This is a genomic window from Klebsiella sp. BIGb0407 (assembly GCF_024807845.1).
Lineage (GTDB): Bacteria > Pseudomonadota > Gammaproteobacteria > Enterobacterales > Enterobacteriaceae > JGM124.
This window is the reverse complement of record NZ_JANUEQ010000005.1, coordinates 191,417-216,062: the sequence shown is the minus strand read 5'-3', so window position 1 is coordinate 216,062 and position 24,646 is coordinate 191,417. Positions and strand designations below refer to the sequence as shown.

Below are 24,646 nucleotides of genomic sequence, written 5' to 3'. Positions count from 1 at the left end.
ATGTCTGAACGTATTATTCTTGTTGATTGCGATGAACCTGAGTTAAATGCCGAACTTTGCGCGATATTGCAACAGACCCCGGGGGTCACAGTCGTCTTACCCGGATCGGCTGACGCTATTCAGGCTCGCTATGCCTGTTGCTGGCAGCCTGACCCGCTGTTATTACAGCACTCCCCTGCGCTTAAACTGGTGCAGGCGGCGTCTGCCGGTGTCGATCATCTGCCGGAAGCGGTGTTTGCCAGCGATGTTGCCCTGTGCCGGGTGGTGGATGATAATTTTCGCCACGGTATGTATGAATATGCCCTGTGGGGAGTGCTCTGGTTTCAGCGTCACTTCAATCGCGCTATCAGCAACCAGAGCCAGAAAATCTGGAAAATTTATCCCCAGCGCCAGGCCGCCAGCTACCATATCGGGGTTATGGGTCTGGGTGAAATTGGAGGATATATTGCAGTACAGCTGAGCCAGCTGGGTTATCAAGTTTCCGGTTGGTCACGCAATGCAAAGCCATTACCAGGCGTAAAGACCTACGCAGGTGAGGCCCAGGCCGGCGATTTTTTGCAAACGCTGGATGTGCTTATCAACCTGCTACCCCTCACTGAACAGACTCGCGGTATACTCGCCAAACCCCTGCTCGATAAGCTCCCTACGGGGGCAGCTTTGATTAACTGTGGTCGCGGTGAGCATATGGTGAATCTGGATGTACTTGAGGCTCTGAACAGTGGACAACTGGCAGGTGCAGTACTGGATGTCTTTCCGGTTGAACCCCTTGAACCCAGTGACCCACTCTGGACGCATCCCGCCGTGGTTATCACGCCACATATGGCCTCCTCTGCACCCGCCGAGGTGATAATCCAGCAACTTCTCGAGAATATTCAGCGTATCGAGGCGGGTATCGCTATCAATAATCAGGTTGATAAAGCGCGCGGTTACTAACAGGACTATCAAGATAGGCATATCTCCCTGATAACCCCTCGTGTTCCCTCCTGTTTCCTTCTTGCGGTGCCCCTGTAGTGGTGGAGAGGAGTTGGTTGCCAGTGCCGGTAGCCAACTTTTGGGGTGCAGTTCATTTTCGGGCTATTTGTCAGTGCTGAATAGTCGTTCATGGCTGCATCATAAACGGCATTTTTATCGCGTTTACCGACTGCCACAACCAGGATCACTAACTCGCTATCCTCGACTTTATAAACCAGACGGACACGTTGAATACTCAACTAACCTCTATCAGACCATCAGAAAGATACGCATCCATTTAATTCAGTATAATTGAACAATATAAACAAATAGTTCCGATTTCAATCAATGTACGTATTGCCTATTATTTATCACATCAGGCCAACAGCGCCACTTAATGAATAATGAAGCTCAAGGAATACGACCATGAAATCAATCAAAACTTTAGTTGCAGTTGCTGCTCTTTCAGTAATGTCTTTCGGTGCCTTCGCACAAAGCATCAGCGCCACCGCATCCACACTGGATGCAGCAGAAGCTAAAATCTCTGCGATGGCAGAGCAGCAAGGCTCTCACTACACAATTACCAGTGCCCGTGTCGGTGATCGCGTACACATGACAGCGAACCTGGACAAATAAGAATGGTCGCAGAAGGAACTGCCGGAAAGGCCGTCAGAGATGGCGGTCATATTTCGAAGTTCCACTGCTGAATAGAAAAGCCTCTCCGGAGGTTTTTTTGTTTTCGGCTCTCCCGGGCATTTACCATAACGTCCTATCCCTTAAAAATACCCAAGAATCGCACTGATAAATCCTGAGATTGAATTGCCTAAGGCCTTTTCATAGCCCTCAGCTTTCACTCCCCCGACTATCAATCCTTCAGTATTTTACTGAGAATATTCAGAGCCTTTTCAAACTGCGGAAGGGGAATAGTAAGCGGGTAGAGGAAACGGATCACGTTGCCGTATACGCCACAACTGAGCAGTAACAGGCCATGTTCCTGCGCTTTTCTCTGTATTTGACGACAGAACTCAGACGAAGGCTCACCGGTCATTGGGTCATTAAACTCAACAGCAACCATCGAGCCCTGACCGCGGATATCAACAATCGTCGGGCAAGTTAAACGAGCCTGCTGTAAAACCGCTTTGAGTTGCTCACCCAGCTGCACCGCCCGCTGACAGAGCTGCTCTTCTTCAATCACATCCAGCACCGCATGAGCCGCCGCCACCGCGAGCGGGTTACCGGCATAAGTCCCGCCTAATCCACCCGGTTTAGGGGCATCCATAACCTCTGCCCGGCCGACCACGCCAGAGAGCGGGAAACCGCCCGCCAGGCTTTTTGCCATGGTCATTAAGTCGGCTTTGACCTGATAATATTCCATAGCAAACAGCTTGCCGGTACGCGCAAATCCGGTCTGAACTTCATCGGCAATTAACAGGATGCCGTGGTCATCACAGAGCTTACGTAAGGCCTGCATAAAATCCGCGGGCGCGGTATTGAAACCCCCTTCCCCCTGAATCGGCTCAAGCACAATAGCGGCGACCTGGTCAGGGGCAATATCCGCTTTGAAAATCCGCTCAATGCTGCGCAGGGCTTCTGGCGTGCTGATGCCCTGGGCGGCATTAGGATAGACCGCGTGGTATACCGACCCCGGGAATGGGCCAAAGCCAATTTTATAAGGGTCCACTTTGCCGGTCAGCGCCATGGTCATAAATGTCCGGCCATGGAAGCCACCACCAAAGGTTATCAGGCCGGGACGGCGGGTATAGGCTCTGGCAATTTTTACTGCATTTTCAACCGCTTCAGCACCCGTGGTAAAAAAGGCCGTTTTCGCCGGGCCATCAATCGGGGCGCAGGCATTAATGCGTTCCGCCAAAGAGACATAGCTTTCATAGGGCACGACCTGATAGGCCGTATGGGTGAAGGCATGGAGCTGTTGCTCAACTGCGGCAATCACTTTCGGATGGCAGTGGCCAGTATTCAGAACGGCAATACCCGCTGCGAAATCAATCACCTCGTTGCCTTCTGTATCCCAAATCGTGGCATTCTCAGCCTTCTCCACAAAATAATCACACATCACCCCGACACCCCGCGGTGTTGCCTGCAACCGTCGCTGGTTTAACTCTGAATTTTTCATCCTTATCTCCCCCATTTAAGATGTTATTAAGTGGTAACAAACTCACCGCAATAGCCTATTTTTACACCGGCATTGGCTCTATAATCGAGTACCAGTTTTGATTATTTGAGGGATCCAATTGCGCACACTCGTGGGTGATTTACTGCTGATCCGCCTGCAGGAAGAAACGACTGCGCTTTTGCATAAGCGCCTGTATAACGCGATTCGTCGCTCGATTCTTGATGGCTCACTCCCGCCGTTAAGTCGCCTGCCTGCCACGCGCGATCTTGCGAGTGAGCTGGCTATCTCTCGCAACACCATCTTAAGCTGCTATGGACAGTTGCAGGCGGAAGGGTACGTCAGTTCCCGGAGTGGCAGTGGCACCTTTGTGGCTCAGACCTTGCCGGACATGCTGCTGGCCGCCTCTCGTCCCGGAGAGCCCCTGTCAGCGGCGATTAATACCAGCCTGTCCCAGCGCGGACAACACCTGCTGTCCCATATCAGCGCCAGCCCAAAACAATGGGGAGCCTTTATTCCGGGGGTTCCGGATGTGAATGCTTTTCCTCATCAGTTGTTCAGCAAAATACAGGCTCGCCTGCATCGCCGCCCCAAACCCGAGCAGCTTAGCTATAACAGTAAAGGGGGCGCGACCGAGCTTCAGCATGCCCTGACGGACTATCTTCGCGTCTCCCGAGGGGTTGATTGTCAGGCAGATCAAATTCTTATAACTGAGGGAATTCACCAGGCGATCGACCTGATTACCCGCATGCTCTGTGACAGCGGTGATTTAGCCTGGGTCGAGGAACCCTCCTATTGGGGCATTCGCCATATCCTCGCCATGAACGACGTACGCATTAATCCTGTTCGCGTCGACGCCCATGGCCTATGCCCTCCTGAAATCATCGATGAAACTCCGCGCCTGATTTTTGTCACGCCTTCACATCAGTACCCTCTGGGCGTTGTGATGAGCCTGGAACGCCGCCAGCGTTTACTGGCGCTGGCCAGGCAAAAGGGGAGCTGGATAATTGAGGATGATTACGACAGTGAATTTCGCTTTTCCGGCCAGCCGATCCCCGCACTACAGGGGCTGATAGCCGAGGCGCCGGTTATCTATATTGGTACCTTCAGTAAAACGCTCTATCCGGGATTGCGGATAGGGTATGTGGTATTACCCCGACCACTGACCGATATTCTGAAAGAGGCCCATAACGAACTCTATCGTAGCGGGCATGCCCTGACTCAGATGGCGCTGGCGGAGTTTATTACCGAAGGCTACTACTCGGCCCATATCAGGCGCATGCGACTGCTCTATAGCCGCCGCCGAACCTGTTTAACAGAGCTGATTACCCGGCACTGTATCCCACAGGTCTTGTCTGACTTCAGCGATAAAGCGGGCTTACATCTGATCCTGAATTTACCCGAAGATGCGGATGATGTCGCAATTGCAGAGAGGGCCAACGCTCAACAAATACTTGTGCGCCCGCTGTCAAAATACTATTTAAGTAAACGGCCGAAAAAAGGTTTATTAGTCGGATTCGCCTCGCTGCCAGAAGCCGAAATGGCCCCAGCATTCCAGGTTTTACTCTGCTGCTTACAGGCATTGTGTCCGCGAGTGTTGTTGCCGACTGCAAGGAAATAGCCAATATTGAGTCACCATCAAAAAATGGATTTATTCATCAGAACTAACAATATGTTGCATAGTTCTCTGGCTGAACGAGATGATTTTCAATTGTAATGAGAACCATTCTCATAATAGTATAGCCGCGTGATGATTAACTTTTGATATATTCCGCATGTCTGACCGCGCCGCTACCACTGCTCCTCTGACCCTTGAATCGCTTTACGGCACGCATCACGGCTGGCTGAAAGGCTGGCTGACGCACAAGCTCCAGTCGGCATTTGATGCCGATGATATTGCCCAGGATACTTTTCTAAGAGTGATGGCCGGTGACACGCTATCCACGATTCGCGATCCGCGCTCTTTCCTCTGTACTATCGCCAAACGCGTGATGGTGGATCTGTTTCGCCGTAATGCGCTGGAAAAAGCCTATCTGGACATGCTGGCTCTGATGCCCGAGGCGCTGACACCTACCCTCGAAGAACGTGAAAGTCAGCTGGAAACGCTGCAACTGATCGATAACATGCTCGATGGCATCAGTCATAAAGCCCGCGAAGCCTTCCTGCTTTCACAGCTGGAAGGGCTGACCTACAGCGAAATCGCCCTCAAGCTTGGCGTATCGGTAAGTTCAGTGAAAAAGTATGTGGCAAAAGCGGTCGAGCATTGCCTGCTGTTTCGTCTGGAGCATGGCTTGTGAATCCATCATTGACCGATTCACGCCGTCAGGCCCTGCGTTCAGCCTCACACTGGTATGCCGTATTAAGCGATGAACCTGCCAGTCCGCAACAGGAAGCACGCTGGCAACAGTGGTATGAGCAGGATCAGGATAACCAGTGGGCCTGGCAGCAGGTAGAGAACTTACGTAACCAGCTCAACCAGGTTCCAGGCAATGTCGCCAGCCGTGCGCTGCATGATACTCAGCTCACCCGACGCCATGTGATGAAAGGGCTGTTGCTATTACTTGGTATTGGTGGAGGCTGGCAGCTGTGGCAATCCGAAACCGGCACCGGAATGCGGGCCGACTACCGCACTGCCAAAGGAACCGTCAGCCATTTACGACTGGAAGATGGCTCCCAGCTAACACTCAATACGCAAAGCGCAGCCGATGTCCGGTTTACTTCCCGGCAACGTCATATTGAGCTCTTGTATGGCGAAATCGCTATCACCACCGCCAAAGACGCCCAGCATCGCCCTTTCCGAGTGCTTACCCGTCAGGGCGAGCTCACGGCTTTAGGAACAGAATTTATCGTCCGGCAGGAGGACGGCTTTACGCGACTCGATGTGCAGCAACATGCCGTTGAAGTGATTCTGGCTAATAACGCATCAGGGAAACGTATCGTCCGGGCTGGAGAGAGCCTGGAATTCAGTGCTTCTGAATTTGGCGCTATCACGCCGCTTGATGAAGAAAGTGCCAGCTGGACCCAAGGAGTTTTAAGTTTTAGTGATAAGCCTCTGGGTGAAGTGATTACCACTTTGAGCCGTTATCGTAGCGGTATCCTGCGCTGTGACCCCGCGGTTGCCGGATTACGCCTGAGCGGCACCTTTCCGCTAAAAGATACCGATGCGCTGTTAAATATTATATCTCAGACATTACCCGTGAAAATTCAATATATTACGAGATATATGGTCACTATACTTCCGCGATAAGAAAAATAATTCTCATTTCGATTGTCCTTTTTATCCTTCTCGTTCGACTCATAGCTATACACCACAAAAATAATGATGGAGAAGGTATGACGCCTGCACGCGTGCCTGGTAAAACAACACCTCTGGTTAACGTAATTCGCCTGAGCCTGCTGCCGCTGGCCGGGCTGTCGCTGTCCGCTTTTGCGGAACCCGTGAATATCCCCGCCGGTCCGCTCGATAAAGCACTCAACCAGTATGCGGCGCAAAGCGGTATGACATTATCGGTTGATGCCGGCCTGACGCGCGGTAAACAGAGTCCTGGCCTGAATGGTGACTATGAGGGAGCAAAAGGCCTGCAACAGCTGCTTAACGGTAGCGGCCTGCAGGTGAAACCACTCGGCAATAATAGCTGGACGCTGGAACCTGTTCCGGCTCCTAAAGAAGATGCCATCACCGTAGTCGGAGACTGGCTCGGCAATGCGCGTGAAAACGATGTGTTTGAACATGCCGGGGCTCGTGACGTTATCCGTCGTGAAGATTTTGCTAAAACCGGCGCAGCGACTATGCGTGAAGCACTGAACCGTATTCCTGGGGTTAGTGCTCCGGAAAATAACGGCACAGGTAGTCACGATCTGGCGATGAACTTTGGTATCCGTGGTTTGAATCCACGTCTTGCCAGCCGCTCCACTATCCTGATGGACGGTATTCCGGTGCCGTTTGCCCCGTACGGTCAGCCGCAGCTTTCACTGGCACCGGTCTCACTGGGTAATATGGATGCTATCGACGTGGTACGCGGGGGTGGTGCAGTACGCTACGGGCCACAAAGCGTCGGCGGCGTGATGAACTTTGTTACCCGTGCCATTCCGCAGGACTTTGGTATCGCAGCGGGCGTCGAGGGGCAACTCAGCCCATCCTCTTCCCAGAATAACCCAAAAGAAACCCATAACCTGATGATAGGCGGTACCGCCGATAACGGCTTTGGCTCCGCCCTGCTCTACTCAGGCGTACGCGGCAGTGACTGGCGCGAGCATAGTTCGACCCGTATTGACGACGTGATGCTGAAAAGCAAATATGCCCCTAACGAGGCGCATAGTTTCAATAGCTTGCTGCAATATTACGACGGTGAAGCCGATATGCCCGGCGGCCTCTCGCGCGCTGATTACAACGCCGATCGCTGGCAGTCAACCCGTCCGTATGACCGTTTCTGGGGTCGTCGTAAACTGGCAAACCTCGGCTATCAGTTCCAGCCTGATAACCAGCATAAGTTTAATATTCAGGCTTTCTACACCGAAACACTGCGCAGCGGCTATCTGGAACAGGGGAGCCGAATCACTCTGTCACCACGCTATTACTGGGTTCGTGGCATAGAGCCCCGCTACAGCCAGAGCTTTATGCTGGGCTCATCCGCGCATGAAGTCGGCGTTGGTTACCGCTATGTGAATGAGTCAACGCATGAACTGCGTTACTACACCCCCACCACCAGCGGTCAGTTACCTTCGACCGCCAGCCCGTACGATCGTGATACTCGCTCAGGCACCGAGGCACATGCCTGGTATCTGGATGACAAAATCGACCTGGGTGACTGGACGATCACCCCGGGTATGCGTTTTGAACATATCACCTCGAATCAAAACAATCTCATCAAAGGCACGCATGAAGAGGTGAAGTATAACGCCCCGCTTCCTGCGTTGAACGTACTCTATCACCTGACAGATAGCTGGAATGTTTATGCAAACACTGAAGGTTCATTCGGCACCGTACAGTACAGCCAAATTGGCAAGGCTGTTCAAAGCGGCAAAGTGGAACCAGAAAAAGCGCGAACCTGGGAGCTCGGAACCCGTTACGACGACGGCGCGCTGACAGCGGAAATGGGGCTATTCCTGATTAACTTTAGTAATCAGTACGACTCCAACCAGACCGATGACACCGTGACGGCTCGCGGTAAAACGCGCCATACCGGGTTAGAAACCCAGGCCAGATATGACTTGGGAGCGCTAACGCCAACGCTGGATAACGTCTCTGTCTATACCAGCTATGCCTATGTCAACGCGAAAATCGTCGAAAATGGCGATACTTACGGCAATCAAGTGCCGTTCTCACCCAAACAAAAAGGCACCCTGGGCGTGGATTACAAGCCGGGTAGCTGGACGTTTAACCTGAACAGTGATTTCCAGTCCAGCCAGTTTGCCAATAACGCCAATACCGTTCAGGAAAGTGCTGACGGCAGTACCGGCAAGATCCCCGGCTTTATGCTGTGGGGCGCTCGCGTGGCCTATGACTTTGGTCCGCAGATGGCAGACCTGAACATGGCATTCGGTGTGAAAAACCTCTTCGATAAGGAATATTTCACCCGTTCTTTTGATGACAACAATAAAGGCCTCTACGCAGGCCAGCCGCGCACGCTGTATATGCAAGGGTCATTGAAGTTCTGATTAGCAACATCACTTTCAAGCCGGGCGGGCACAGCACGCCCGGCTTTCAGGAGTCACTATGCTCACCCGTTTCCGTTATCTTCTTAGCGCTCTGCTGCTGATGAGCAGCCATGCCTTTGCCGTCACAGTTCAGGACGAACACGGCACTTTTACCCTGGATAAAACCCCGCAGCGCATTGTGGTACTGGAGCTGTCATTCGCCGATGCGCTTGCGGCGATAGATGTCAGCCCGGTCGGCATCGCCGATGATAACGATGCCAGCCGTATTCTGCCCGAAGTCCGTGACCATCTGAAAAGCTGGCAGTCGGTTGGCACCCGCGCTCAGCCCAGTCTTGAGGCGATTAGCGCACTTAAACCAGATCTGATTATTGCCGATAGCAGCCGTCATTCAGGCATTTACAATGCACTACAGCAGATAGCCCCGGTATTGCTGCTTAAATCACGCAATGAAACCTACGCTGAAAACCTGCAATCTGCGGCGATTATCGGTGAAGTGGTCGGCAAACAGGCACAGATGCAGTCCCGGCTAGAGCAGCATAAGCAGAAGATGGAGCAAGCGGCGAACCAGTTACCGAAAGGGACCCTGGTGGTATTTGGCACTTCTCGTGAACAGCAGTTCAACCTGCATACAGAAGACACGTACACCGGCAGCGTGCTGACTTCTCTGGGCTTAAAAGTCCCTGCACCTATGGCAGGTGCAGCAATGCCTTCCATCGGGCTTGAGCAGCTAATGGCGATTAATCCGTCCTGGCTGCTGGTCGCACACTATCGTGCAGAAAGCATTGTTAAAAACTGGCAGCAAGACCCGCTATGGCAACTATTAACCGCCGCACAAAAGCAGCAAGTGGCCGCTGTCGACAGTAACGCCTGGGCACGGATGCGCGGAATTTTTGCAGCCGAGAAGATTGCCAGCGATACCGTTAATATCTTTCATCATCAGCCCGTTACCGATGTGAAATGAAATCGCTGAAACATCCAGCACTGCAATGGGGACTCCCTATTGCGGTGCTTATTAGCCTGTTCTGGCTGAGTCTGTTTTGCTACTCGGCTATTCCTGTTTCTGCCGTCGATGCCCTCCAGGCGTTGTTTCCCGGCCATACGCCCACGCTCCCGGAAGCATTAGTGCAAAACCTGCGCCTGCCCAGAAGCCTGGTCGCTATTCTGATTGGCGCCAGCCTCGCCGTCGCGGGCGCGCTGCTACAAACCCTGACCCATAACGCGATGGCATCCCCTTCACTGCTGGGTATTAATAGTGGTGCGGCACTGGCGATGGCGCTTACCAGCGCACTCAACCCCACTCCGGTGATGGGCTATTCTCTTGCCTTTATCGCAGCCTGCGGCGGCGGTCTCAGCTGGCTGCTGGTGATGGCTGCCGGAGGCGGATTTCGTCATACCCGGGACAGAAATAAGCTGATCCTCGCTGGCATTGCCTTATCGGCTTTTTGCATGGCACTGACCCGCATTACTCTGCTGCTGGCAGAGGATCACGCTTATGGCATTTTTTACTGGCTGGCAGGCGGCGTCTCCCATGCTCGCTGGCAGGAGTTCTGGCAGCTCTTCCCGGTGGTGGCAATTGCCGTTCCCGTCGTGATATTGCTGGCAAATCAGCTAAATCTACTTAACGTCAGTGACAGCACCGCCCATACCCTGGGGGTGAATCTGTCTAAACTCAGGCTGATGATTAATCTGCTGGTACTGACGCTGGTTGGAGCCTGCGTTAGCGTGGCAGGTCCGGTTGCCTTTATCGGCTTACTGATGCCGCATCTGGCACGTTTCTGGATAGGTTATGACCAGCGCAAGGTACTGCCGATGAGCATGCTGCTCGGGGCGACCCTGATGCTGCTGGCTGATATGCTGGCCAGAGCCTTAGCCTTCCCCGGCGATCTCCCCGCAGGTGCCGTACTGGCGCTGATTGGAGCTCCCTGCTTCGTCTGGCTGGTCAGGAGGCGTGGATGAAAATCACCCTGATTACACTTATCGGGCTGATGCTCGCAGGATGCTCGCTGTTATCGCTTCACTCAGGCGTGGTCGCTGTTCCCTGGCATGCGCTGCTCACCGACTGGCAGCCTGGACGCGAACATTACTACGTTCTGATGGAATACCGCCTGCCAAGACTGCTGCTGGCGCTGTTTGCCGGTGCCGCGCTGGCGGTCGCCGGAGTGCTGGTACAGGGGATTATACGTAACCCTCTGGCTTCACCGGATATTCTTGGCGTCAATCACGCCGCCAGTCTCGCCTCCGTGGGCGCTTTATTACTGTTACCTTCGCTCCCCGTCGTGGTGCTACCGCTGCTGGCCTTTGCTGGCGGTATGGCAGGTCTGATATTACTGAAACTGCTGGCGAAAACTTCACAGCCCATGAAGCTGGCGCTTACCGGCGTGGCCCTTTCCGCCTGCTGGGCCAGCCTGACTGATTATGTGATGCTCTCCCGCCCGCAGGAGGTCAATAGTGCGTTGTTATGGCTCACCGGCAGCCTGTGGGGCCGCGACTGGAACTTTGTCTATATCGCCGTACCGCTACTGATCCTGCTGCTACCGTTAAGTCTGTGTTTTAGCCGTGACCTTGATCTGCTGGCTCTGGGTGAAGCGCGCGCCGCAACCCTCGGAGTTTCGGTTAAACGCAGCCAGTTCTGGGGCTTACTGCTGGCTGTCGCCATGACGGCAACCGGTGTCGCCGTCTGTGGCCCGATAAGTTTTATTGGTCTGGTGGTACCCCATATGGTGCGCAAAATTACCGGCGGACGACACCGCGGGTTACTCCCGGTATCCGCTCTGACTGGAGCATTACTCTTAGTCATTGCCGACCTGCTGGCACGAACGATTCATCCTCCGCTGGAACTTCCGGCTGGCGTCCTGACGGCCATCATTGGCGCGCCTTGGTTTGTCTGGCTGCTTGTGAGAATGCGATAAATGACATTACGAACTGAAAACTTGAGCATCAGCTATGGCACCCAAAAAGTGCTGGATAGTCTGTCACTGACCTTGCCTGCGGGGAAAATCACCGCACTACTCGGCCCTAATGGCTGCGGGAAATCGACGCTATTAAACTGTTTTTCACGCCTTATCACACCACAATCAGGCACGATAATGCTTGATGACCAACCGCTTAAAGAACTTACTTCGCGTCAGTTAGCCCGCCAGCTGGCGCTATTACCGCAGCACCATTTAACTCCCGAAGGGATCACTGTCCGGGAGTTGGTCTCTTACGGCCGTAGCCCGTGGCTGTCGTTGTGGGGAAGACTCTCCGCTGAAGACAATACCCGCGTCGATATCGCGATGAACCAAACCCAGACGCATCTTCTGGCCGAGAGGCGCTTAACAGAGCTATCCGGAGGCCAGCGCCAGCGTGCATTTCTGGCGATGGTACTGGCACAGGACACCCCTGTGGTTCTGCTTGATGAGCCAACAACCTATCTTGATATCAACCACCAGGTTGAACTGATGCGGCTGATGGGAGAACTCAAAACAGCAGGCAAAAGCGTGATTGCAGTACTGCATGATTTAAACCAGGCCAGCCGCTACTGTGACCACCTGGTGGTGCTGGCACAGGGACGAGTTATCGCGCAAGGCACACCGGAAGAGGTGATGAAACCTGAACTATTGAAAGCAGTATTTAGCATCGAAGCAGAAATACATCCGGAGCCGATATCGGGTAGGCCGATGTGTGTGGTGATCTGATGACGACGAACTACTGTTTTTCAGGAAAATGCCTGCGCAATTCGCTCAACACTTCACTCATTCCCCTGCTAATAACCCTGTCTTCTCGCATCACGATTCCAAGGCTCCGGTGCAATGGGGGCGTCATGGAGTAGAGGCTGAGTCCCTGCCTGTCTTCGATAGTTGCCACCGACATCCGTGGCACGACGCTATAACCGAGACCCGCACTCACCATCTTTTTAATCGCTTCAATGCTTCCCAGTTCCATCACCGGGCTGGGAATATGGCCGGAATAACGGAACCAGTCATCAATCAGCGCACGCGTTCCACTTCCAGGCTCAAAGATAACCAGCGGCAGTGACAACAAGTCCTCCGCCGACATCGGCTCCCCACTCTGCTCTGAGGCATCTTGTTCCATAATAATCACAAACTCATCTGTTCCCTGCGGACTGATACTCAGGCATTTACCCGTCGCTGGCAGCGTCACCAGTCCGATGTCGATACGATTTTCCTCCACACCGCGAACGATATCTGAGGTATTACCGGTTCGGACGTCCACTTTTAGTAGCGGGTGTGTCTGTCGGAGTTGTTGTAACAGAGGGGGAAGCAGATGAATACAAGCCGTCGCACCGGTACCCAGGGTCACGGTTCCGGTTATCTCGTCTGAATGCCGGGATACCGATTCAATCGTGGTATTGATAACAGCATCGATATGTATACAGTGCTCCAAAAGCGTTAGCCCTGCGGTAGTGGGTTTGACTCCCCGACTGGTTCGCTCAATAAGCCTGACCTGAAGCGCCTGCTCCAGCTGTCTTATCTGTAAACTCACCGCGGGCTGCGACAGGCCGAGCGCTTCTGCTGCCCCAGAGAAACTTCCCCGACTGATAACCAGTTTGAAGGTTGCCAAGTGATCAAGGTTAAGTTTAGCCATGTCAAAGTTATCCTTATAGCCTGGATAAGCCAGGCTATCTGTCAGAAGTATGCTTTTAGCGGTAGGCTCTGTGTCAGTGAATACAGGAGCCATATCGATGGAAATAATAGAAGCAGATGAACAGCATATTGCCACAATACAACAGATTTATGCGTACCACGTATTGTACGGCACCGCGACGTTTGAAACCGAACCACCTTCAGAAGATGAAATAGCAGCCCGACTTAACAAATTACGTATAGCGGGACTGCCATGGTTTGTGGCAGTGGATGAGGGGCAAGTTCTCGGCTACTGCTACCTCTCGTTCTACCGGGAAAGATACGCCTACAGGTTCACGCTCGAGGACTCGGTTTATATTGATGCTAACCATCAGGGCAAAGGTATCGGTAAACGCTTGTTATCCCGAGCAATAGCCTGGGCAGAAGAACGGGGTTTTCGCCAGCTCGTCTCTGTCGTCGGTAACAGTGAAAATACGGCCTCCCTCTCTCTGCATCGTGCTGCGGGTTTTAGTGTCACCGGAACACTCAACTCGGTGGGATTTAAGCACGGGCGCTGGCTCGATACGGTTATTATGCAGCGAACTCTTGGAACAGGTGATGCTACCCTCCCATAAGGTAAAAAAACCATCCCCGTCATGGCGGAATGAAGCGCCACTCACACTGACATAATCGGTTTTTACTCCAGCTATATCTCAGTTTTTTGGTATTTTAATTTGCCGTGAGATAACTCGCGGCTAAAAAATTACCAGGCTAAGTTATTTTCTGTTTTTTGCACAGAAAAAATCAGAAATTCGTGATCTATAGATAAAAATAAAAATCAGTAAATGGTTTAATATCAACTATGCTATAAATTATCTGCTTAAACCTTGGAAACAGGTTGTTTAAATAAACTCAATCGATTGCCAGGTTGATTAAAATTGTAACTGATTCTTTCGTGGTTATTATAGTTTAGGGTTAACATGTATGATTTCATTGCGGCAGATACCATATTTATTCATTCCCATTATTTTTTATTTCTCTTTTGCTGAGGCGCAAGCCGCACAGCTATGCCCGACACAAGAATCAAAAGCTGTTTTAATACTGCAATCCACTGATATGCAAAAACAATTTTGCGATCTATCTAATTTAGACAGTATGCCCCAGGAGACGCTGCTCACCAGTCTTCCCTCTGGTCTTGGAATTACTGGCAAGAATGAATGGAGTGGTATTTCATTAAAGTATATTGTGCAGAACTTAGGCGCTAAAGAAGACTCTATTATTGAACTGGCAGCATTAAATGACTACGTTATTTCTATTCCGATGAAAAGTATCAACGCATATAACCCGGTACTGGCTTCCCGTCTCAACGGAAATACGATATCCATACGAAGTAAAGGCCCATTAATATTGATTTATCCATTTGATAAATATAGAGAAATCAACACTCCATTATATCAAGACTATACTATCTGGATGATTCATGAAATTCGCGTTAAATAATGAGAAAACCTATTATGGCGAAAAAGAACTCCGTAGGCGTAAATTTATTACACGCGGGCTTTTAACTGGTTCAATTTTCCTGTTATTGGTTGTGGTGGCCTCTTTAACGCTAGCTATGAAACAGGCTCGTATATTTTCAACGGTACATTATTATGCTGACACCTGGTATATCAGTAACGTCAGCAGTGAATTATACAGACTAATGCTATCTGCATATGAAATTAAATCAGAAGATTATACTCAGGGTAAAGATGAGATGACTTTACGGCTGGATATACTCTATGCCGTATTAAGTACAGACAGTAATGAATTAAGCTATCAGACAGAATTAAAAGAATACATTCCAGATGCGGAAAATGTTTTTGCTGAGTTAAAATCGATGACCATTTACTGGTCTGATTTGCTGGAAAATGTACAGAATGACAAAGATCTCAAAGCTGTTTCAGACACAATTATAGCTGACGCTCAACCTTTACGTTTAAAAATAAATACAACCATTGCTAAATTTAATCAAAGCTATAATCAGAAAGAGGTTGAACAGAAAAAATCACAGGGAAAACTTGCGATTATTTTTATTTTTTCATTTTTCATCTTACTGGTTGGCATCGTTCTTTTTATCTGGAGACTGATTAAAAATCATCAAGTTACCGAAGCAATGGCAGATACGCTAAGGGAAGCGAATTATACCCTGGAGGAGCGAGTAAAAGAGCGGACTCTGGCATTACAATATATGGCAAGCACCGATGAACTTACGGGTATTTATAACCGTAGAGCTTTCATTGAAAAGACGGAATCCCTTATCATTAAGTGCAATAAATTAGGTTTAAAGTATGGGTTACTGATGCTGGATATTGATAACTTCAAAAGTGTAAACGATCATTATGGCCATTTAGTTGGCGATGAAGTTATCAAGAATGTCGGTACATCAATGAGATATGTATTCCTGGAATCAGGTATTTTTGGCCGGATAGGTGGAGAAGAATTTGCCGCAATTTTACCCCTGGGAAAAAAACCAGATTTATTAGAAATTGCAGAAAAAATTCGCAGCCATATTGAAGAAGATGTTATCATCGTTAATGATGAATTAAAAATAAGTGTCACCGTATCAATAGGTATTGCCTATCCTGCCAGCCCCAATGAAACACTGACTCAGCTACTATCAAATGCTGATGTAGCCTTGTACCGCTCCAAGAAAGCAGGCAGAAACAAAGTCAGTCAGTTTAATGATGGTAGCAACGATCCGCACAGCTAGCGACAGCTCCTTCCTGTAAGGGATTGATTCTTACCTTACAGGGCGTGATTCAATTAAAATTTTTACTATAATCCTGGGATCTTACTGGCAAGTTTGTTGGAGTCATCTAGAATTTATATCTGGAATGCGGACAATATTGTCATCAAGGATCGATTAATGTCCATCTGAAAATAAATTTTGCATACTATTATTGATTTATTAAAAAATAGTAAGGATGGTATTTATTGGAAACCTATAATTATTACCAGCCTATAGTCGATGGGAAATTAAAGCCTGTCGGCTTCGAGGTATTATTAAGAGGATGGATAAATGGTAATTTAATCAGCACCGAAGAATGCTTAAAAACCATCAAAAAAAACAATCAGACGGTTAATTTGGCCTTAACTCAAATTAGTGAATGTGTTTCGTTACTTGATTCTATTCCTGACGTTTTCTTCAGTATTAATATTACTGATGACTTTATTTTATCTCCTGTGGTTCTGCCTTTTCTTGAGAGAATAGAATATGCTAAGCGAGCCTGTATACAGTTTGAAATCCCGGAGCAAATGAGAGTTTCAGACAGCCATGAACTCATTAAAAATGCAATAAAAATAAGAGAACTAGGATATTCTCTGAGTCTGGATGACTTTTTTTCACATGAAAGCTCAACGCTGCCATTTGTCTATTTAGATATAGAGTATGTCAAAATAGATATTAGCGCGATAAAGCTATTCAGGCAGAATAAAAGAGTTGAGCGGCTATTAAGATCGGCTATTTATTATTGTAATATTTCAGGATGTACATCTATTGCCGAAGGCGTGGAAGAGTTTGATGTTTTTTATGAATTAAAGGGGCTGGGAATAAATCTATTCCAGGGTTATTTATTTTCAAAAGCAATATCGAAATCAGATCTTATATCAAAATATCAGTTATCTGGAGAGTGGATTACCCATGTTAGTGAGGAACAAAATCAACTACCGTAATTAGCAGCCTGTTTTTATACTTTTATTTAAACAATAAAAACAGGCAAGCCATTTTATTCTTCAACAGGATAAACCAGCCCGATATTCTTTCTGATAGTATCTAAGGTTTCCATGATTACGATACTTTCATCAGGAGACATAATCGTTGATTTTTCCCCGGTCTTTATCAAACGCTCCATTTCAAATGCCTGAAACTGCATCCCGCGGCCATCAACAGTCTGATTAAATTCTTCAATAATATTCCCGGCATAGTCTTCAAGCCGGAATGAAGTCGGCGTATACCAGACGGGGTCAATAACAATACGCGCTTCAGAACCATTAATAACCGCCTGATTAACCCCGGTACAATCAAGTGCAGAGACCGTCGTGGAAATAGCACCGTTTTCGTGGTGCATAATGGTTGCAGTTTCTGCGTCAACCCCGGTGTCTTTAAAGCGTGCGATTGCCTCAATTGAAGTGGGTGCCCCCAGAATATCAACAGCAAAGGATATCGGGTAAATACCCAGGTCAAGTAAAGCCCCGCCACCCAGCTCCAGCGAATTAAGACGATGTTTCGGGTCCGTGGGTAAAAACTGCCGATGTTCTGCAGTAACAGACTGTAGAGTACCCAGAGCACCAGAGTTAATGATTTCATGGATTCGTCTGATATGTGGCAGAAAACGCGTCCACATAGCTTCAAGTATCACCAGATTATGCTCATGTGCGTATCTGACCAGGGTTCTGGACTCATCCGCGTTGAGCGTAAAGGGCTTTTCAACAAGGACATGTTTTCCCGCTTTCAGCGCAAGCAAAGCAGTATCAATATGCTGTGGATGCGGCGTGGCAATATAAATAATATCAACTTCAGGATCCTGAACCAGTTCCTGATAACTACCATAAGCCCGGGGGATAGCAAATTGCCCGGCGAAAGCGTCAGCTTTCTCTTGGGTTCTTGAACCCACCGCAACAACGTTAAGTCCCGCTGTCTGCAAATCCCGGGTAAATGTTTCAGCAATCCCACCGGTTGCCAAAATGCCCCAACCTAATGAATTTTTCATGCTTATCCTTTTATTGTTGAATGGATGAGTAGTTGATACTTTATACTGAATAAACTAAATATCACTACATTTTTAAATACATACATTATTTGTAAATAATGTGATCTTATCCACAAATAGAGAGCATGCTGCTATCCTTAAACGATAGTAACATAATTATTATTCATTATAATGACCTACTTGAATTGCTCAGATCGTTAAAATAGCATTTAGTTTAAGTGCACTTGAATCCATGATACAAACATAGCTTATTTTTCCTGAGGAAATGTTTTGCGTAAAATACTATTTTTTATTTTCTTGACTATATTCCTACTAGATTCGATACTTTTTTTTATTGCAAGTTCATCCGAACATTTTGGTATGGGGTTTGATTTTCTTGAACAGAAAATAACATATTTTGAAACTATTCAGAGATGGTCAATATTATTTATCTTAACGACTTTCTGTTTTTCATTTGGACATACTATTTACCATGATGGAATATTTAAATATAAAGTATCTGAAATATCTGGGATTTTTGGCATTATCGCCTTTATGATATCATTCAGTTTTTCAGTGATTTGGCCAGTTTTTTCTTGGGGTGTTTTAATTGCAGGAGCATTATGCTTTTATGCTATTTCAGTTCCAGTGATCAATATCATATATGAAAAAATGAATGGTAATAAATGGGAGAAAGGAACAGTCACAGCTTTAATATCTTTCATGGTTTTATATTTTATCAACTATAAAAGCAACATTATAATCAATGATATCTTTGCCGTGGACCCTAAACATTTCTATTTTACAAAATTCATTGCAAGTGTAATTATAGTAGCTCCATATGTTTTTGTTATCAGTATCATTTCTCTCTTATATAACATTTACAAAATATCAAAAAATAAAGATGATGGTAATTTATTTTATTTTTTTACTGGTTTCCTCGCATCTTGTTGCTTTCTAATATCATCTATAGCATTTACCGTCGGAGGGAATAATATCATCCGTAATGTTGCATCTATTGTTGATTTTAATTCAAAGTCAATTTGTGTGAATGTGGACAAGAGCCATGGAGTTATTTACCTTGATGATAAATACCAACTGATATTGATTGATAAAAAAGAAAAAGGTATCCATCGTTACGAAATAACAAAATGTAATATTGGAATATAAAGACAGCTAAATTTATAATATATCGAATATTAATGATTACAAATAAAATGAGTTAGCAGCAGAACGCTGCTAACTCAGGAGATGAACGCCATCAAAACTCAGAGCCAGCTACTGAGTCATACTCAAAATCGTTCTGATATTACGGGCGCTGGTCGCGATAATATCAATGGCACCGGTACGTAAAGCCCCCATGATCGAGACCGCTTTAGTGCTTTCTGAAGCAATGGCGATCACGCAAGGGATCTGCTTGAGCTCTTCTACGCTCAGACCAATAACTCTGTCATCCATCACGGTATTAACATGCTTACCCTGGGAGTTAAAAAAGTCGTAGCCAGCAATATCCCCGGTAACGCCTTGATGAAGGCTGGCATCATTAATTTCTTGAGGCGTAAACCAGCCGAGTTTAACCATATAGCTGTTTTCATTCATATCGCCGATACCCACCAGGGCAATATCAGCTTTGCGCGCACGATCTAAGGTCTCTTTAATCGTGCCGTTACGCATCAGCGCCACTTTCAATTCGGAGCTTTCAACATAGGCCGGGGCATAAAGAGATTCGCTGCTGCCACCGAATTTTTTCGCTAACAGGCGGCTAATATGATCGGCATTAATGACATCGCCAGGACGATGGGTGCCGCCTATCCCACAGATAAATCGGCAGTCTTTAGACTGTATCGGGCTGGTATGCTCTGCCACCGCAGCAACATTACGCCCCTGTCCAACGGTGACCACGATATTGTCGCGTAAATTATTGGCGAGATAGCTGGAGACTAAAGCCGCCACCTGACGACGCTGCTCATCTTCATCAAGATGGTCAAGGGCAATTAAAGCCCGACTGATAGGGAAACGCTCAAGAAGCTGTTTTTCAAGCTGGGTACTGAATACCGGGTGGTAGCGTACGCTTATTTCAACGATACCTTCCTCTTTCGCCCGCTTTAGCAGACGACCCACTTTAATACGCGAGAAGCCGAATCGATTGGCGATCTCTTCTTGAGTCACTTCATCACGGTAGTAGGCAATGGCTATTTCGGTGAGTAATTCAAAATCCTGGCTCTGATTGGACTTTTCCATGCGCAGCCATTCTCCATGAGAAGACGTGTATTTAAGAAAATTATATCAGAGATAATACTCTGTCTAACACTATACCCGTCATACTTCAAACTACCCGGGTAATACCTGCACACAACGTGAATCATTCTGGGTCATAGCGCCCTCTGCTAGCAGTCAAAGGGCGCTACCGTCAAATTAACGCTTAATACTGTCGATTTTCAACATCCGGGCAATCACTTTATCCAGTTCTTCTTCTTCAAAAATAACTTTCCAGTCTGGCTTAATGATTTTCTCGCGACCGTATTCCATGGCAATCATACAGGCGTCAGAGAATGGGTTAGTGGCACGGAAAGCCACCGCCAGAGCAATCTGAATATGGCCATATAACATGGCTTTTGCCGCTTCTTCAGGAACACCGCTGTGTTTTACCGTTTCATCCAGCGCCTCTTTCATAAAGGCCCCGACCATACAGGCAACGGTTTCAACCAGAGTGGGTTCAAGATAGGCTAATTGTTTGACGGTAACCCAGTGCACTTCGGCAACCGGACCATACATACAGCTAACCACTTTAGTGAGCTGCGCTCTTTGTTCCTCGTTACCGGTTTCGTATGAAGCGGCAACGTGCTGGATAGCTGCGACACCACCAAAGGCATCTTCATGCTCTTCTTTGGTATAGCGATGGAGGAATACCGACGGATGGCAAGGGTGAGCAACCGCGTATTCAATTCCGTCACGATGGGCGATAAGGTTGGCATAGGCCGCAGCAGGATCAAGCGTTAACAGTATTGCGCCGGGCTTCATTTGTGGAACCACAACCTCAGAGACTTTACCCAGCACGATATCCGGCACGGCTAAAATCACCACATCACTCAGGGGTACCACGGATTGTGTATCTGAGAGTTCACGTCCCTGATTAGTGACTTGCTGCTGTGCAGCCGGTGAGTTTTCGCAGTAAAAGACCTGAAAATCACTGGTTTGTAAATTGGCAGAAATACGCATACCCATTTTGCCACCCGCACCAATTACGGTAACGATTTTTAATTCAGCAGACATATTATGACTCCTTGGAAATAGTAGAGAAATTGTTTGGTGAGCGATGCTTATTGAGCAGATATTCCATATTGTGTTGAGTCCAGGCGGCCTCAGCGCGACAGGTGCTTTCGCTGTCACCCTGCCAGGGTAGCCAGTGCTCAATAATTTGATTAATACCCCGTTGTTCGGGTTGAAGAATTTGTTTAATTTCGTCATAGCGCAGTAAGCCTTCTCCAAGCTTCGCGCCTGCCAGAGTAAAGCCGACCCAGCCGTCACGGCGTGAAAAAGCGAAATCTTTCACATGCCAGTTCAAGACATAAGGCGCACATAGAGCGACTACGTCCTGGGGTAATTCCAGGCGGGCAACACAGTTCGCAGGGTCAAGGCAGATCCCGACAAGAGGAGAATCAATCGCCTTCACCAGGGCAACGTTGTCTTCTGTAGAAACCTGCTCATAAGTCTCTAAACAGAGAGCAACCGACTGAGCCTCAAAAGCCGGCAATACGCTTTCCAGGCAGCCCCTGGCTTCATCTAAAGTGGGCCTGTGTTCAGGACTGTAGATCATGGTACGTAATAGAGTGCAATCCAGCTCTCCCGCCAGATTCAGATAGCGTTGCAGATGATCGGGCATCACCCCTTTGGTACCCAGTTCCAGCGTAATATCTGCCAGAGCCGCATGCCGTGCCAGACTGGCTATCTGCGAGGAAGACCAGGTGAGGATTTGCGGATAATCACAAATCTGAAATACCGAAGCGCCCAGACGTACGCTGTCATCGATGGCATCAAAGAGCGTGATTGGCTTAGTGGCCTGCTCTGACAACTGCCAGAAATAAGCATAAGTACTCAATCCAAGTTTCATAGGTTCTCCTTCGGTGCCAGCAAGTGGAATGCTTCATCAAGAATATCGAGAAATGCCTGAGGCTGATGGGCGAAGCGCCCTAAAAACAGGCCGTCAACATGCGGCCAAAGTTGCTGAAGTAATCCGGGCCCGGCGCTACCGCCGTAGATAACGCGATGATTGTCAGACGACTGCGCCAGGTAGTCTTTCAGGCTCTGGCAAACCGTCTTAATGTATTCAGGGGAAGCTGGCTCGGCAGCACCAATAGCCCACTGGGGCTCCCAGGCAAAAATTAAATCGCCGCTTAACGCATGACTCGAGAGAAAGTTCATCACACGGGTCGCCTCATCGATAGCAAAGCGGCTTGCCTGTGCTCCGGTCATTTTCTCTGGCTCACCAATGCAGATAACGGGCGTTAATCCATTCTCCAGTGCCAGCTGAACTTTGCGTAAAATGACGCTCTCATCTTCATGGAAATGGCGGCGGCGTTCCGCATGACCAATTTCAACAAATTTCCCGCCCATTTCGCTGACCATGGCGACGCTGGTTTCCCCGGTCCAGGGGCCATTCTGAGCGGGAGCAATATTCTGTACGCCGACTTGCATCGCGGTTCCGGCAAAGGCACGCAGGGTTCCTTCTAATGCGGGCGCTGAAGGAAAGGTAAATAACGTCACCTCGGGGGTCAGGCTAAATAATGGATGTTGTTTTATCAGCCGGGCAACCTCATGACTCCAGTCAAGGGTCTGCTGATAACCAAAATACATCTTGAGGCTGACACCCAGAGTCAATTTCACCGACATACCTCCTCCTCAGTAAAACAGGTACCTACAGCATTAACTATCAACGCCATAGAGATTGCCCCGGCATCAGGCGTCCCAAAACTACGCTCCGCCAGTGGACGAGCCCGGCCCATTTTTGGCATCAGTTCAGCCGTACGGTCCGCGCATTGCTGGGCATATTCAGAAGCTTTAGCCCAGGCCTCGGCTAATGGTGTCTGTTGATTGACTTCATCGAGCAGCATTTCACTAAAAGGTAGCAGCACATCAACCAGGGTTTTATCTCCGGGTTTAGCTTTACCAAAGTGCATCACGCCGTGGGCAGCATCGTTGATGGCTCGGGCAACAGTGATGGCATCAGGCTTCTTATGATTACCAATACCTGTTCCGATGGTATTTAATATCACGCCCCAGATAGCACCTGAAGTGCCCCCTGCACGATCGGCCCAGGCATCGGCAGCCTGCTGTAACACTGTTCCTGCTCCGGCACCTGCAGCCAGACTCTTATGTGCGCTATCACGCGCCGCACGCACACCGCGTTCCATACCAATACCGTGGTCGCCGTCTCCGGCGATGGCATCAATACGCCCTAACTCGTCAACATTTGCGATAACAACATTGGCCAGCGCATCCACCATTGCGACCACAGTAACTGCGCTTTCCCGTGACTCAGCAGAGGCCTCAGGAATACATTCTTGCTGCTGCTCATCACTGGGATTAATCACTAAAGGCTGGGTCGCAATAACCGAGCCTCTTTTAAAGGCCGGAGAGTAAGCGGGAGCCATCCATAATGACTCCAGCTCCTCGGTAAACCAGGCAAGCGTCAGGGATAACCCTGCCATATCAAAACTGGTGACAAACTCCCCCACCTGAATATCAGCAAGCGTAATGCCTTTATCCTGCAAACGAAGTTGGACACAGTGCCAGACGACAAACAGTTCTTCGTATTTAACCGAACCTAAACCGTTAAGGACAGCACCGACCCGCGCACCCTTTACCACCACTTCTGGCGGCAGCTCTTCCAGCAAGCGTTCCACCATCATATCGGCAAGGCTATCGGCGCTGGGAACCGGAACTTCACGAATCCCCGGCTCCCCATGAATGCCCATGCCAAACCCCATCATCCCCTCAGGAACAGTAAATAATGGGGATTCAGCGCCAGGTAAAGTACAGCCTGCGAATGCAACACCCAGGGTACGGGTGCGGCTGTTCGCCGCTTTTGCTACCGCCAGCACCTCTTGCAGAGAAGCACCTTGTTCTGCCGCAGCGGCAGCGACTTTAAATACAACCAAGTCCCCTGCTACGCCACGGCGCTTTTCAATTTCACCCACAGATGCACTGGTAATATCATCGGTAACCGCAATCAGTTCGCAGGGAATACCTTCCGCAATCAGGCGTTCACGTGCTAAACCAAAATGCAGCACGTCTCCCGCATAGTTGCCAAACGCCAGCAGGACTCCTGCGCCCTTATTGACCGCTCGTGCGACGGAGCAAATTTGCTGCGCCGAAGGAGAAGCAAACAGGTTACCCATCGCCGCCCCGTGAGCCATTCCTTGTCCCACCAGCCCGGCAAAAGCCGGGTAGTGGCCTGAACCGCCGCCAATCACAATCGCGACAGTGCCAGGTGTGCTCTCGGTATTACGAATAACCCCACCTGAAACCTGCCGGACCACGTCGGCATTGGCGCTGACAAAACCCGCGATCATTTCTTTGGCAAACTCAGAAGGATTATTAAAAAGCCAAGTCAT

The 24,646-nt window shown here is 48.9% G+C and carries 23 protein-coding genes; 15 read left to right on the top strand and 8 right to left on the bottom strand.

Annotated features, from left to right (window positions below; translation table 11 throughout):
- Positions 1-933, top strand: coding sequence for a 2-hydroxyacid dehydrogenase (locus M2387_RS16220; protein WP_259050902.1), 933 nt, complete (start codon positions 1-3; stop codon positions 931-933).
- A 444-nt stretch (positions 934-1,377) separates the two neighbouring features.
- Positions 1,378-1,587, top strand: coding sequence for a YdgH/BhsA/McbA-like domain containing protein (locus M2387_RS16215; protein WP_259050901.1), 210 nt, complete (start codon positions 1,378-1,380; stop codon positions 1,585-1,587).
- A gap of 229 nt (positions 1,588-1,816) precedes the next feature.
- Here M2387_RS16215 and M2387_RS16210 read toward each other — a convergent pair whose 3' ends face one another.
- Positions 1,817-3,082, bottom strand: coding sequence for a 4-aminobutyrate--2-oxoglutarate transaminase (locus tag M2387_RS16210; RefSeq protein ID WP_259050900.1), 1,266 nt, complete (start codon positions 3,080-3,082; stop codon positions 1,817-1,819).
- 118 nt (positions 3,083-3,200) lie between these two features.
- Between M2387_RS16210 and pdxR the strand changes: the two genes are divergently transcribed.
- The 8 genes from pdxR to fecE all read left to right on the top strand — a co-directional run bounded on the left by pdxR (position 3,201) and on the right by fecE (position 12,414).
- Positions 3,201-4,700 (top strand): MocR-like pyridoxine biosynthesis transcription factor PdxR, encoded by a 1,500-nt coding sequence (gene pdxR / locus M2387_RS16205; RefSeq protein WP_259050899.1) that lies wholly within the window; start codon positions 3,201-3,203, stop codon positions 4,698-4,700.
- A 154-nt stretch (positions 4,701-4,854) separates the two neighbouring features.
- On the top strand, positions 4,855-5,376 hold the full coding sequence (fecI, locus tag M2387_RS16200) for a ferric citrate uptake sigma factor FecI (protein ID WP_259050897.1): 522 nt from the start codon (positions 4,855-4,857) through the stop codon (positions 5,374-5,376).
- Positions 5,373-6,326, top strand: a complete 954-nt coding sequence (fecR, locus tag M2387_RS16195; RefSeq protein WP_259050895.1) for a ferric citrate uptake sigma factor regulator FecR — start codon at positions 5,373-5,375, stop codon at positions 6,324-6,326. The genes fecI and fecR overlap by 4 nt, the downstream gene beginning before the upstream one ends.
- Before the next feature lie 86 nt (positions 6,327-6,412).
- Positions 6,413-8,737 carry a TonB-dependent Fe(3+) dicitrate receptor FecA gene (gene fecA, locus M2387_RS16190; protein WP_259050892.1) on the top strand — a complete coding sequence of 775 codons (2,325 nt, stop codon included), beginning with the start codon at positions 6,413-6,415 and terminating at the stop codon, positions 8,735-8,737.
- A 58-nt stretch (positions 8,738-8,795) separates the two neighbouring features.
- Positions 8,796-9,698 carry a Fe(3+) dicitrate ABC transporter substrate-binding protein FecB gene (locus M2387_RS16185; protein ID WP_259050890.1) on the top strand — a complete coding sequence of 301 codons (903 nt, stop codon included), beginning with the start codon at positions 8,796-8,798 and terminating at the stop codon, positions 9,696-9,698.
- Positions 9,695-10,693 carry an iron-dicitrate ABC transporter permease FecC gene (gene fecC, locus M2387_RS16180; RefSeq protein ID WP_259050888.1) on the top strand — a complete coding sequence of 333 codons (999 nt, stop codon included), beginning with the start codon at positions 9,695-9,697 and terminating at the stop codon, positions 10,691-10,693. Before M2387_RS16185 ends, fecC begins: the two co-directional genes overlap by 4 nt.
- Complete coding sequence (gene fecD / locus M2387_RS16175) at positions 10,690-11,646, top strand: Fe(3+) dicitrate ABC transporter permease subunit FecD (protein WP_259050887.1); 957 nt, start codon at positions 10,690-10,692, stop codon at positions 11,644-11,646. Before fecC ends, fecD begins: the two co-directional genes overlap by 4 nt.
- Positions 11,647-12,414 (top strand): Fe(3+) dicitrate ABC transporter ATP-binding protein FecE, encoded by a 768-nt coding sequence (fecE, locus tag M2387_RS16170; protein WP_259050886.1) that lies wholly within the window; start codon positions 11,647-11,649, stop codon positions 12,412-12,414.
- A 10-nt stretch (positions 12,415-12,424) separates the two neighbouring features.
- Here the strand turns inward: fecE and M2387_RS16165 are convergent, their stop codons facing one another.
- Positions 12,425-13,324 carry a LysR family transcriptional regulator gene (locus M2387_RS16165; protein WP_259050885.1) on the bottom strand — a complete coding sequence of 300 codons (900 nt, stop codon included), beginning with the start codon at positions 13,322-13,324 and terminating at the stop codon, positions 12,425-12,427.
- A gap of 97 nt (positions 13,325-13,421) precedes the next feature.
- On the opposite strand from M2387_RS16165, the gene M2387_RS16160 reads away from it, so the two are divergent.
- From M2387_RS16160 to M2387_RS16145, 4 genes are all read left to right on the top strand, one after another.
- The gene (locus M2387_RS16160; protein ID WP_259050884.1) at positions 13,422-13,937 is read left to right on the top strand and encodes a GNAT family N-acetyltransferase; all 516 of its coding nucleotides are present in this window, start codon (positions 13,422-13,424) and stop codon (positions 13,935-13,937) included.
- A gap of 349 nt (positions 13,938-14,286) precedes the next feature.
- Positions 14,287-14,802, top strand: a complete 516-nt coding sequence (locus M2387_RS16155) for a putative pterin-binding protein (RefSeq protein ID WP_259050883.1) — start codon at positions 14,287-14,289, stop codon at positions 14,800-14,802.
- The gene (locus M2387_RS16150; RefSeq protein WP_259050882.1) at positions 14,783-16,054 is read left to right on the top strand and encodes a GGDEF domain-containing protein; all 1,272 of its coding nucleotides are present in this window, start codon (positions 14,783-14,785) and stop codon (positions 16,052-16,054) included. The genes M2387_RS16155 and M2387_RS16150 overlap by 20 nt, the downstream gene beginning before the upstream one ends.
- A gap of 224 nt (positions 16,055-16,278) precedes the next feature.
- On the top strand, positions 16,279-17,016 hold the full coding sequence (locus tag M2387_RS16145) for an EAL domain-containing protein (protein ID WP_259050880.1): 738 nt from the start codon (positions 16,279-16,281) through the stop codon (positions 17,014-17,016).
- Positions 17,017-17,069: 53 nt separating this feature from the next.
- Here M2387_RS16145 and M2387_RS16140 read toward each other — a convergent pair whose 3' ends face one another.
- Positions 17,070-18,053, bottom strand: coding sequence for a Gfo/Idh/MocA family protein (locus tag M2387_RS16140; protein WP_259050878.1), 984 nt, complete (start codon positions 18,051-18,053; stop codon positions 17,070-17,072).
- A gap of 270 nt (positions 18,054-18,323) precedes the next feature.
- On the opposite strand from M2387_RS16140, the gene M2387_RS16135 reads away from it, so the two are divergent.
- Positions 18,324-19,202, top strand: a complete 879-nt coding sequence (locus tag M2387_RS16135) for a hypothetical protein (protein ID WP_259050876.1) — start codon at positions 18,324-18,326, stop codon at positions 19,200-19,202.
- 108 nt (positions 19,203-19,310) lie between these two features.
- On the opposite strand, the gene M2387_RS16130 is transcribed toward M2387_RS16135, so the two are convergent.
- The 5 genes from M2387_RS16130 to M2387_RS16110 all read right to left on the bottom strand — a co-directional run bounded on the left by M2387_RS16130 (position 19,311) and on the right by M2387_RS16110 (position 24,646).
- Positions 19,311-20,273 carry a sugar-binding transcriptional regulator gene (locus M2387_RS16130; protein ID WP_259050874.1) on the bottom strand — a complete coding sequence of 321 codons (963 nt, stop codon included), beginning with the start codon at positions 20,271-20,273 and terminating at the stop codon, positions 19,311-19,313.
- 174 nt (positions 20,274-20,447) lie between these two features.
- A complete protein-coding gene (locus tag M2387_RS16125) occupies positions 20,448-21,305 on the bottom strand; it encodes a phosphogluconate dehydrogenase C-terminal domain-containing protein (RefSeq protein WP_259050873.1) in 858 nt (285 codons plus the stop codon).
- Between the two features lies 1 nt (position 21,306).
- Positions 21,307-22,143, bottom strand: a complete 837-nt coding sequence (locus M2387_RS16120; RefSeq protein ID WP_259050872.1) for a sugar phosphate isomerase/epimerase family protein — start codon at positions 22,141-22,143, stop codon at positions 21,307-21,309.
- A complete protein-coding gene (locus tag M2387_RS16115; RefSeq protein ID WP_259050871.1) occupies positions 22,140-22,922 on the bottom strand; it encodes a triose-phosphate isomerase family protein in 783 nt (260 codons plus the stop codon). The genes M2387_RS16120 and M2387_RS16115 overlap by 4 nt, the downstream gene beginning before the upstream one ends.
- Positions 22,913-24,646 (bottom strand): dihydroxyacetone kinase family protein, encoded by a 1,734-nt coding sequence (locus M2387_RS16110; protein ID WP_259050870.1) that lies wholly within the window; start codon positions 24,644-24,646, stop codon positions 22,913-22,915. Before M2387_RS16110 ends, M2387_RS16115 begins: the two co-directional genes overlap by 10 nt.

Coding starts and splice junctions, on each gene's coding strand:
- M2387_RS16125 (WP_259050873.1), bottom strand. CDS start 21,305: ATGTCTGCTGAATTAAAAATCGTTACCGTAATTGGTGCGGGTGGCAAA.
- M2387_RS16160 (WP_259050884.1), top strand. CDS start 13,422: ATGGAAATAATAGAAGCAGATGAACAGCATATTGCCACAATACAACAG.
- fecI (WP_259050897.1), top strand. CDS start 4,855: ATGTCTGACCGCGCCGCTACCACTGCTCCTCTGACCCTTGAATCGCTT.
- M2387_RS16120 (WP_259050872.1), bottom strand. CDS start 22,143: ATGAAACTTGGATTGAGTACTTATGCTTATTTCTGGCAGTTGTCAGAG.
- M2387_RS16210 (WP_259050900.1), bottom strand. CDS start 3,082: ATGAAAAATTCAGAGTTAAACCAGCGACGGTTGCAGGCAACACCGCGG.
- M2387_RS16185 (WP_259050890.1), top strand. CDS start 8,796: ATGCTCACCCGTTTCCGTTATCTTCTTAGCGCTCTGCTGCTGATGAGC.
- M2387_RS16130 (WP_259050874.1), bottom strand. CDS start 20,273: ATGGAAAAGTCCAATCAGAGCCAGGATTTTGAATTACTCACCGAAATA.
- M2387_RS16165 (WP_259050885.1), bottom strand. CDS start 13,324: ATGGCTAAACTTAACCTTGATCACTTGGCAACCTTCAAACTGGTTATC.
- fecE (WP_259050886.1), top strand. CDS start 11,647: ATGACATTACGAACTGAAAACTTGAGCATCAGCTATGGCACCCAAAAA.
- M2387_RS16115 (WP_259050871.1), bottom strand. CDS start 22,922: ATGTCGGTGAAATTGACTCTGGGTGTCAGCCTCAAGATGTATTTTGGT.
- M2387_RS16220 (WP_259050902.1), top strand. CDS start 1: ATGTCTGAACGTATTATTCTTGTTGATTGCGATGAACCTGAGTTAAAT.
- M2387_RS16215 (WP_259050901.1), top strand. CDS start 1,378: ATGAAATCAATCAAAACTTTAGTTGCAGTTGCTGCTCTTTCAGTAATG.
- M2387_RS16140 (WP_259050878.1), bottom strand. CDS start 18,053: ATGAAAAATTCATTAGGTTGGGGCATTTTGGCAACCGGTGGGATTGCT.
- fecA (WP_259050892.1), top strand. CDS start 6,413: ATGACGCCTGCACGCGTGCCTGGTAAAACAACACCTCTGGTTAACGTA.
- M2387_RS16150 (WP_259050882.1), top strand. CDS start 14,783: ATGAAATTCGCGTTAAATAATGAGAAAACCTATTATGGCGAAAAAGAA.
- fecD (WP_259050887.1), top strand. CDS start 10,690: ATGAAAATCACCCTGATTACACTTATCGGGCTGATGCTCGCAGGATGC.
- fecC (WP_259050888.1), top strand. CDS start 9,695: ATGAAATCGCTGAAACATCCAGCACTGCAATGGGGACTCCCTATTGCG.
- M2387_RS16155 (WP_259050883.1), top strand. CDS start 14,287: ATGATTTCATTGCGGCAGATACCATATTTATTCATTCCCATTATTTTT.
- M2387_RS16110 (WP_259050870.1), bottom strand. CDS start 24,646: ATGACTTGGCTTTTTAATAATCCTTCTGAGTTTGCCAAAGAAATGATC.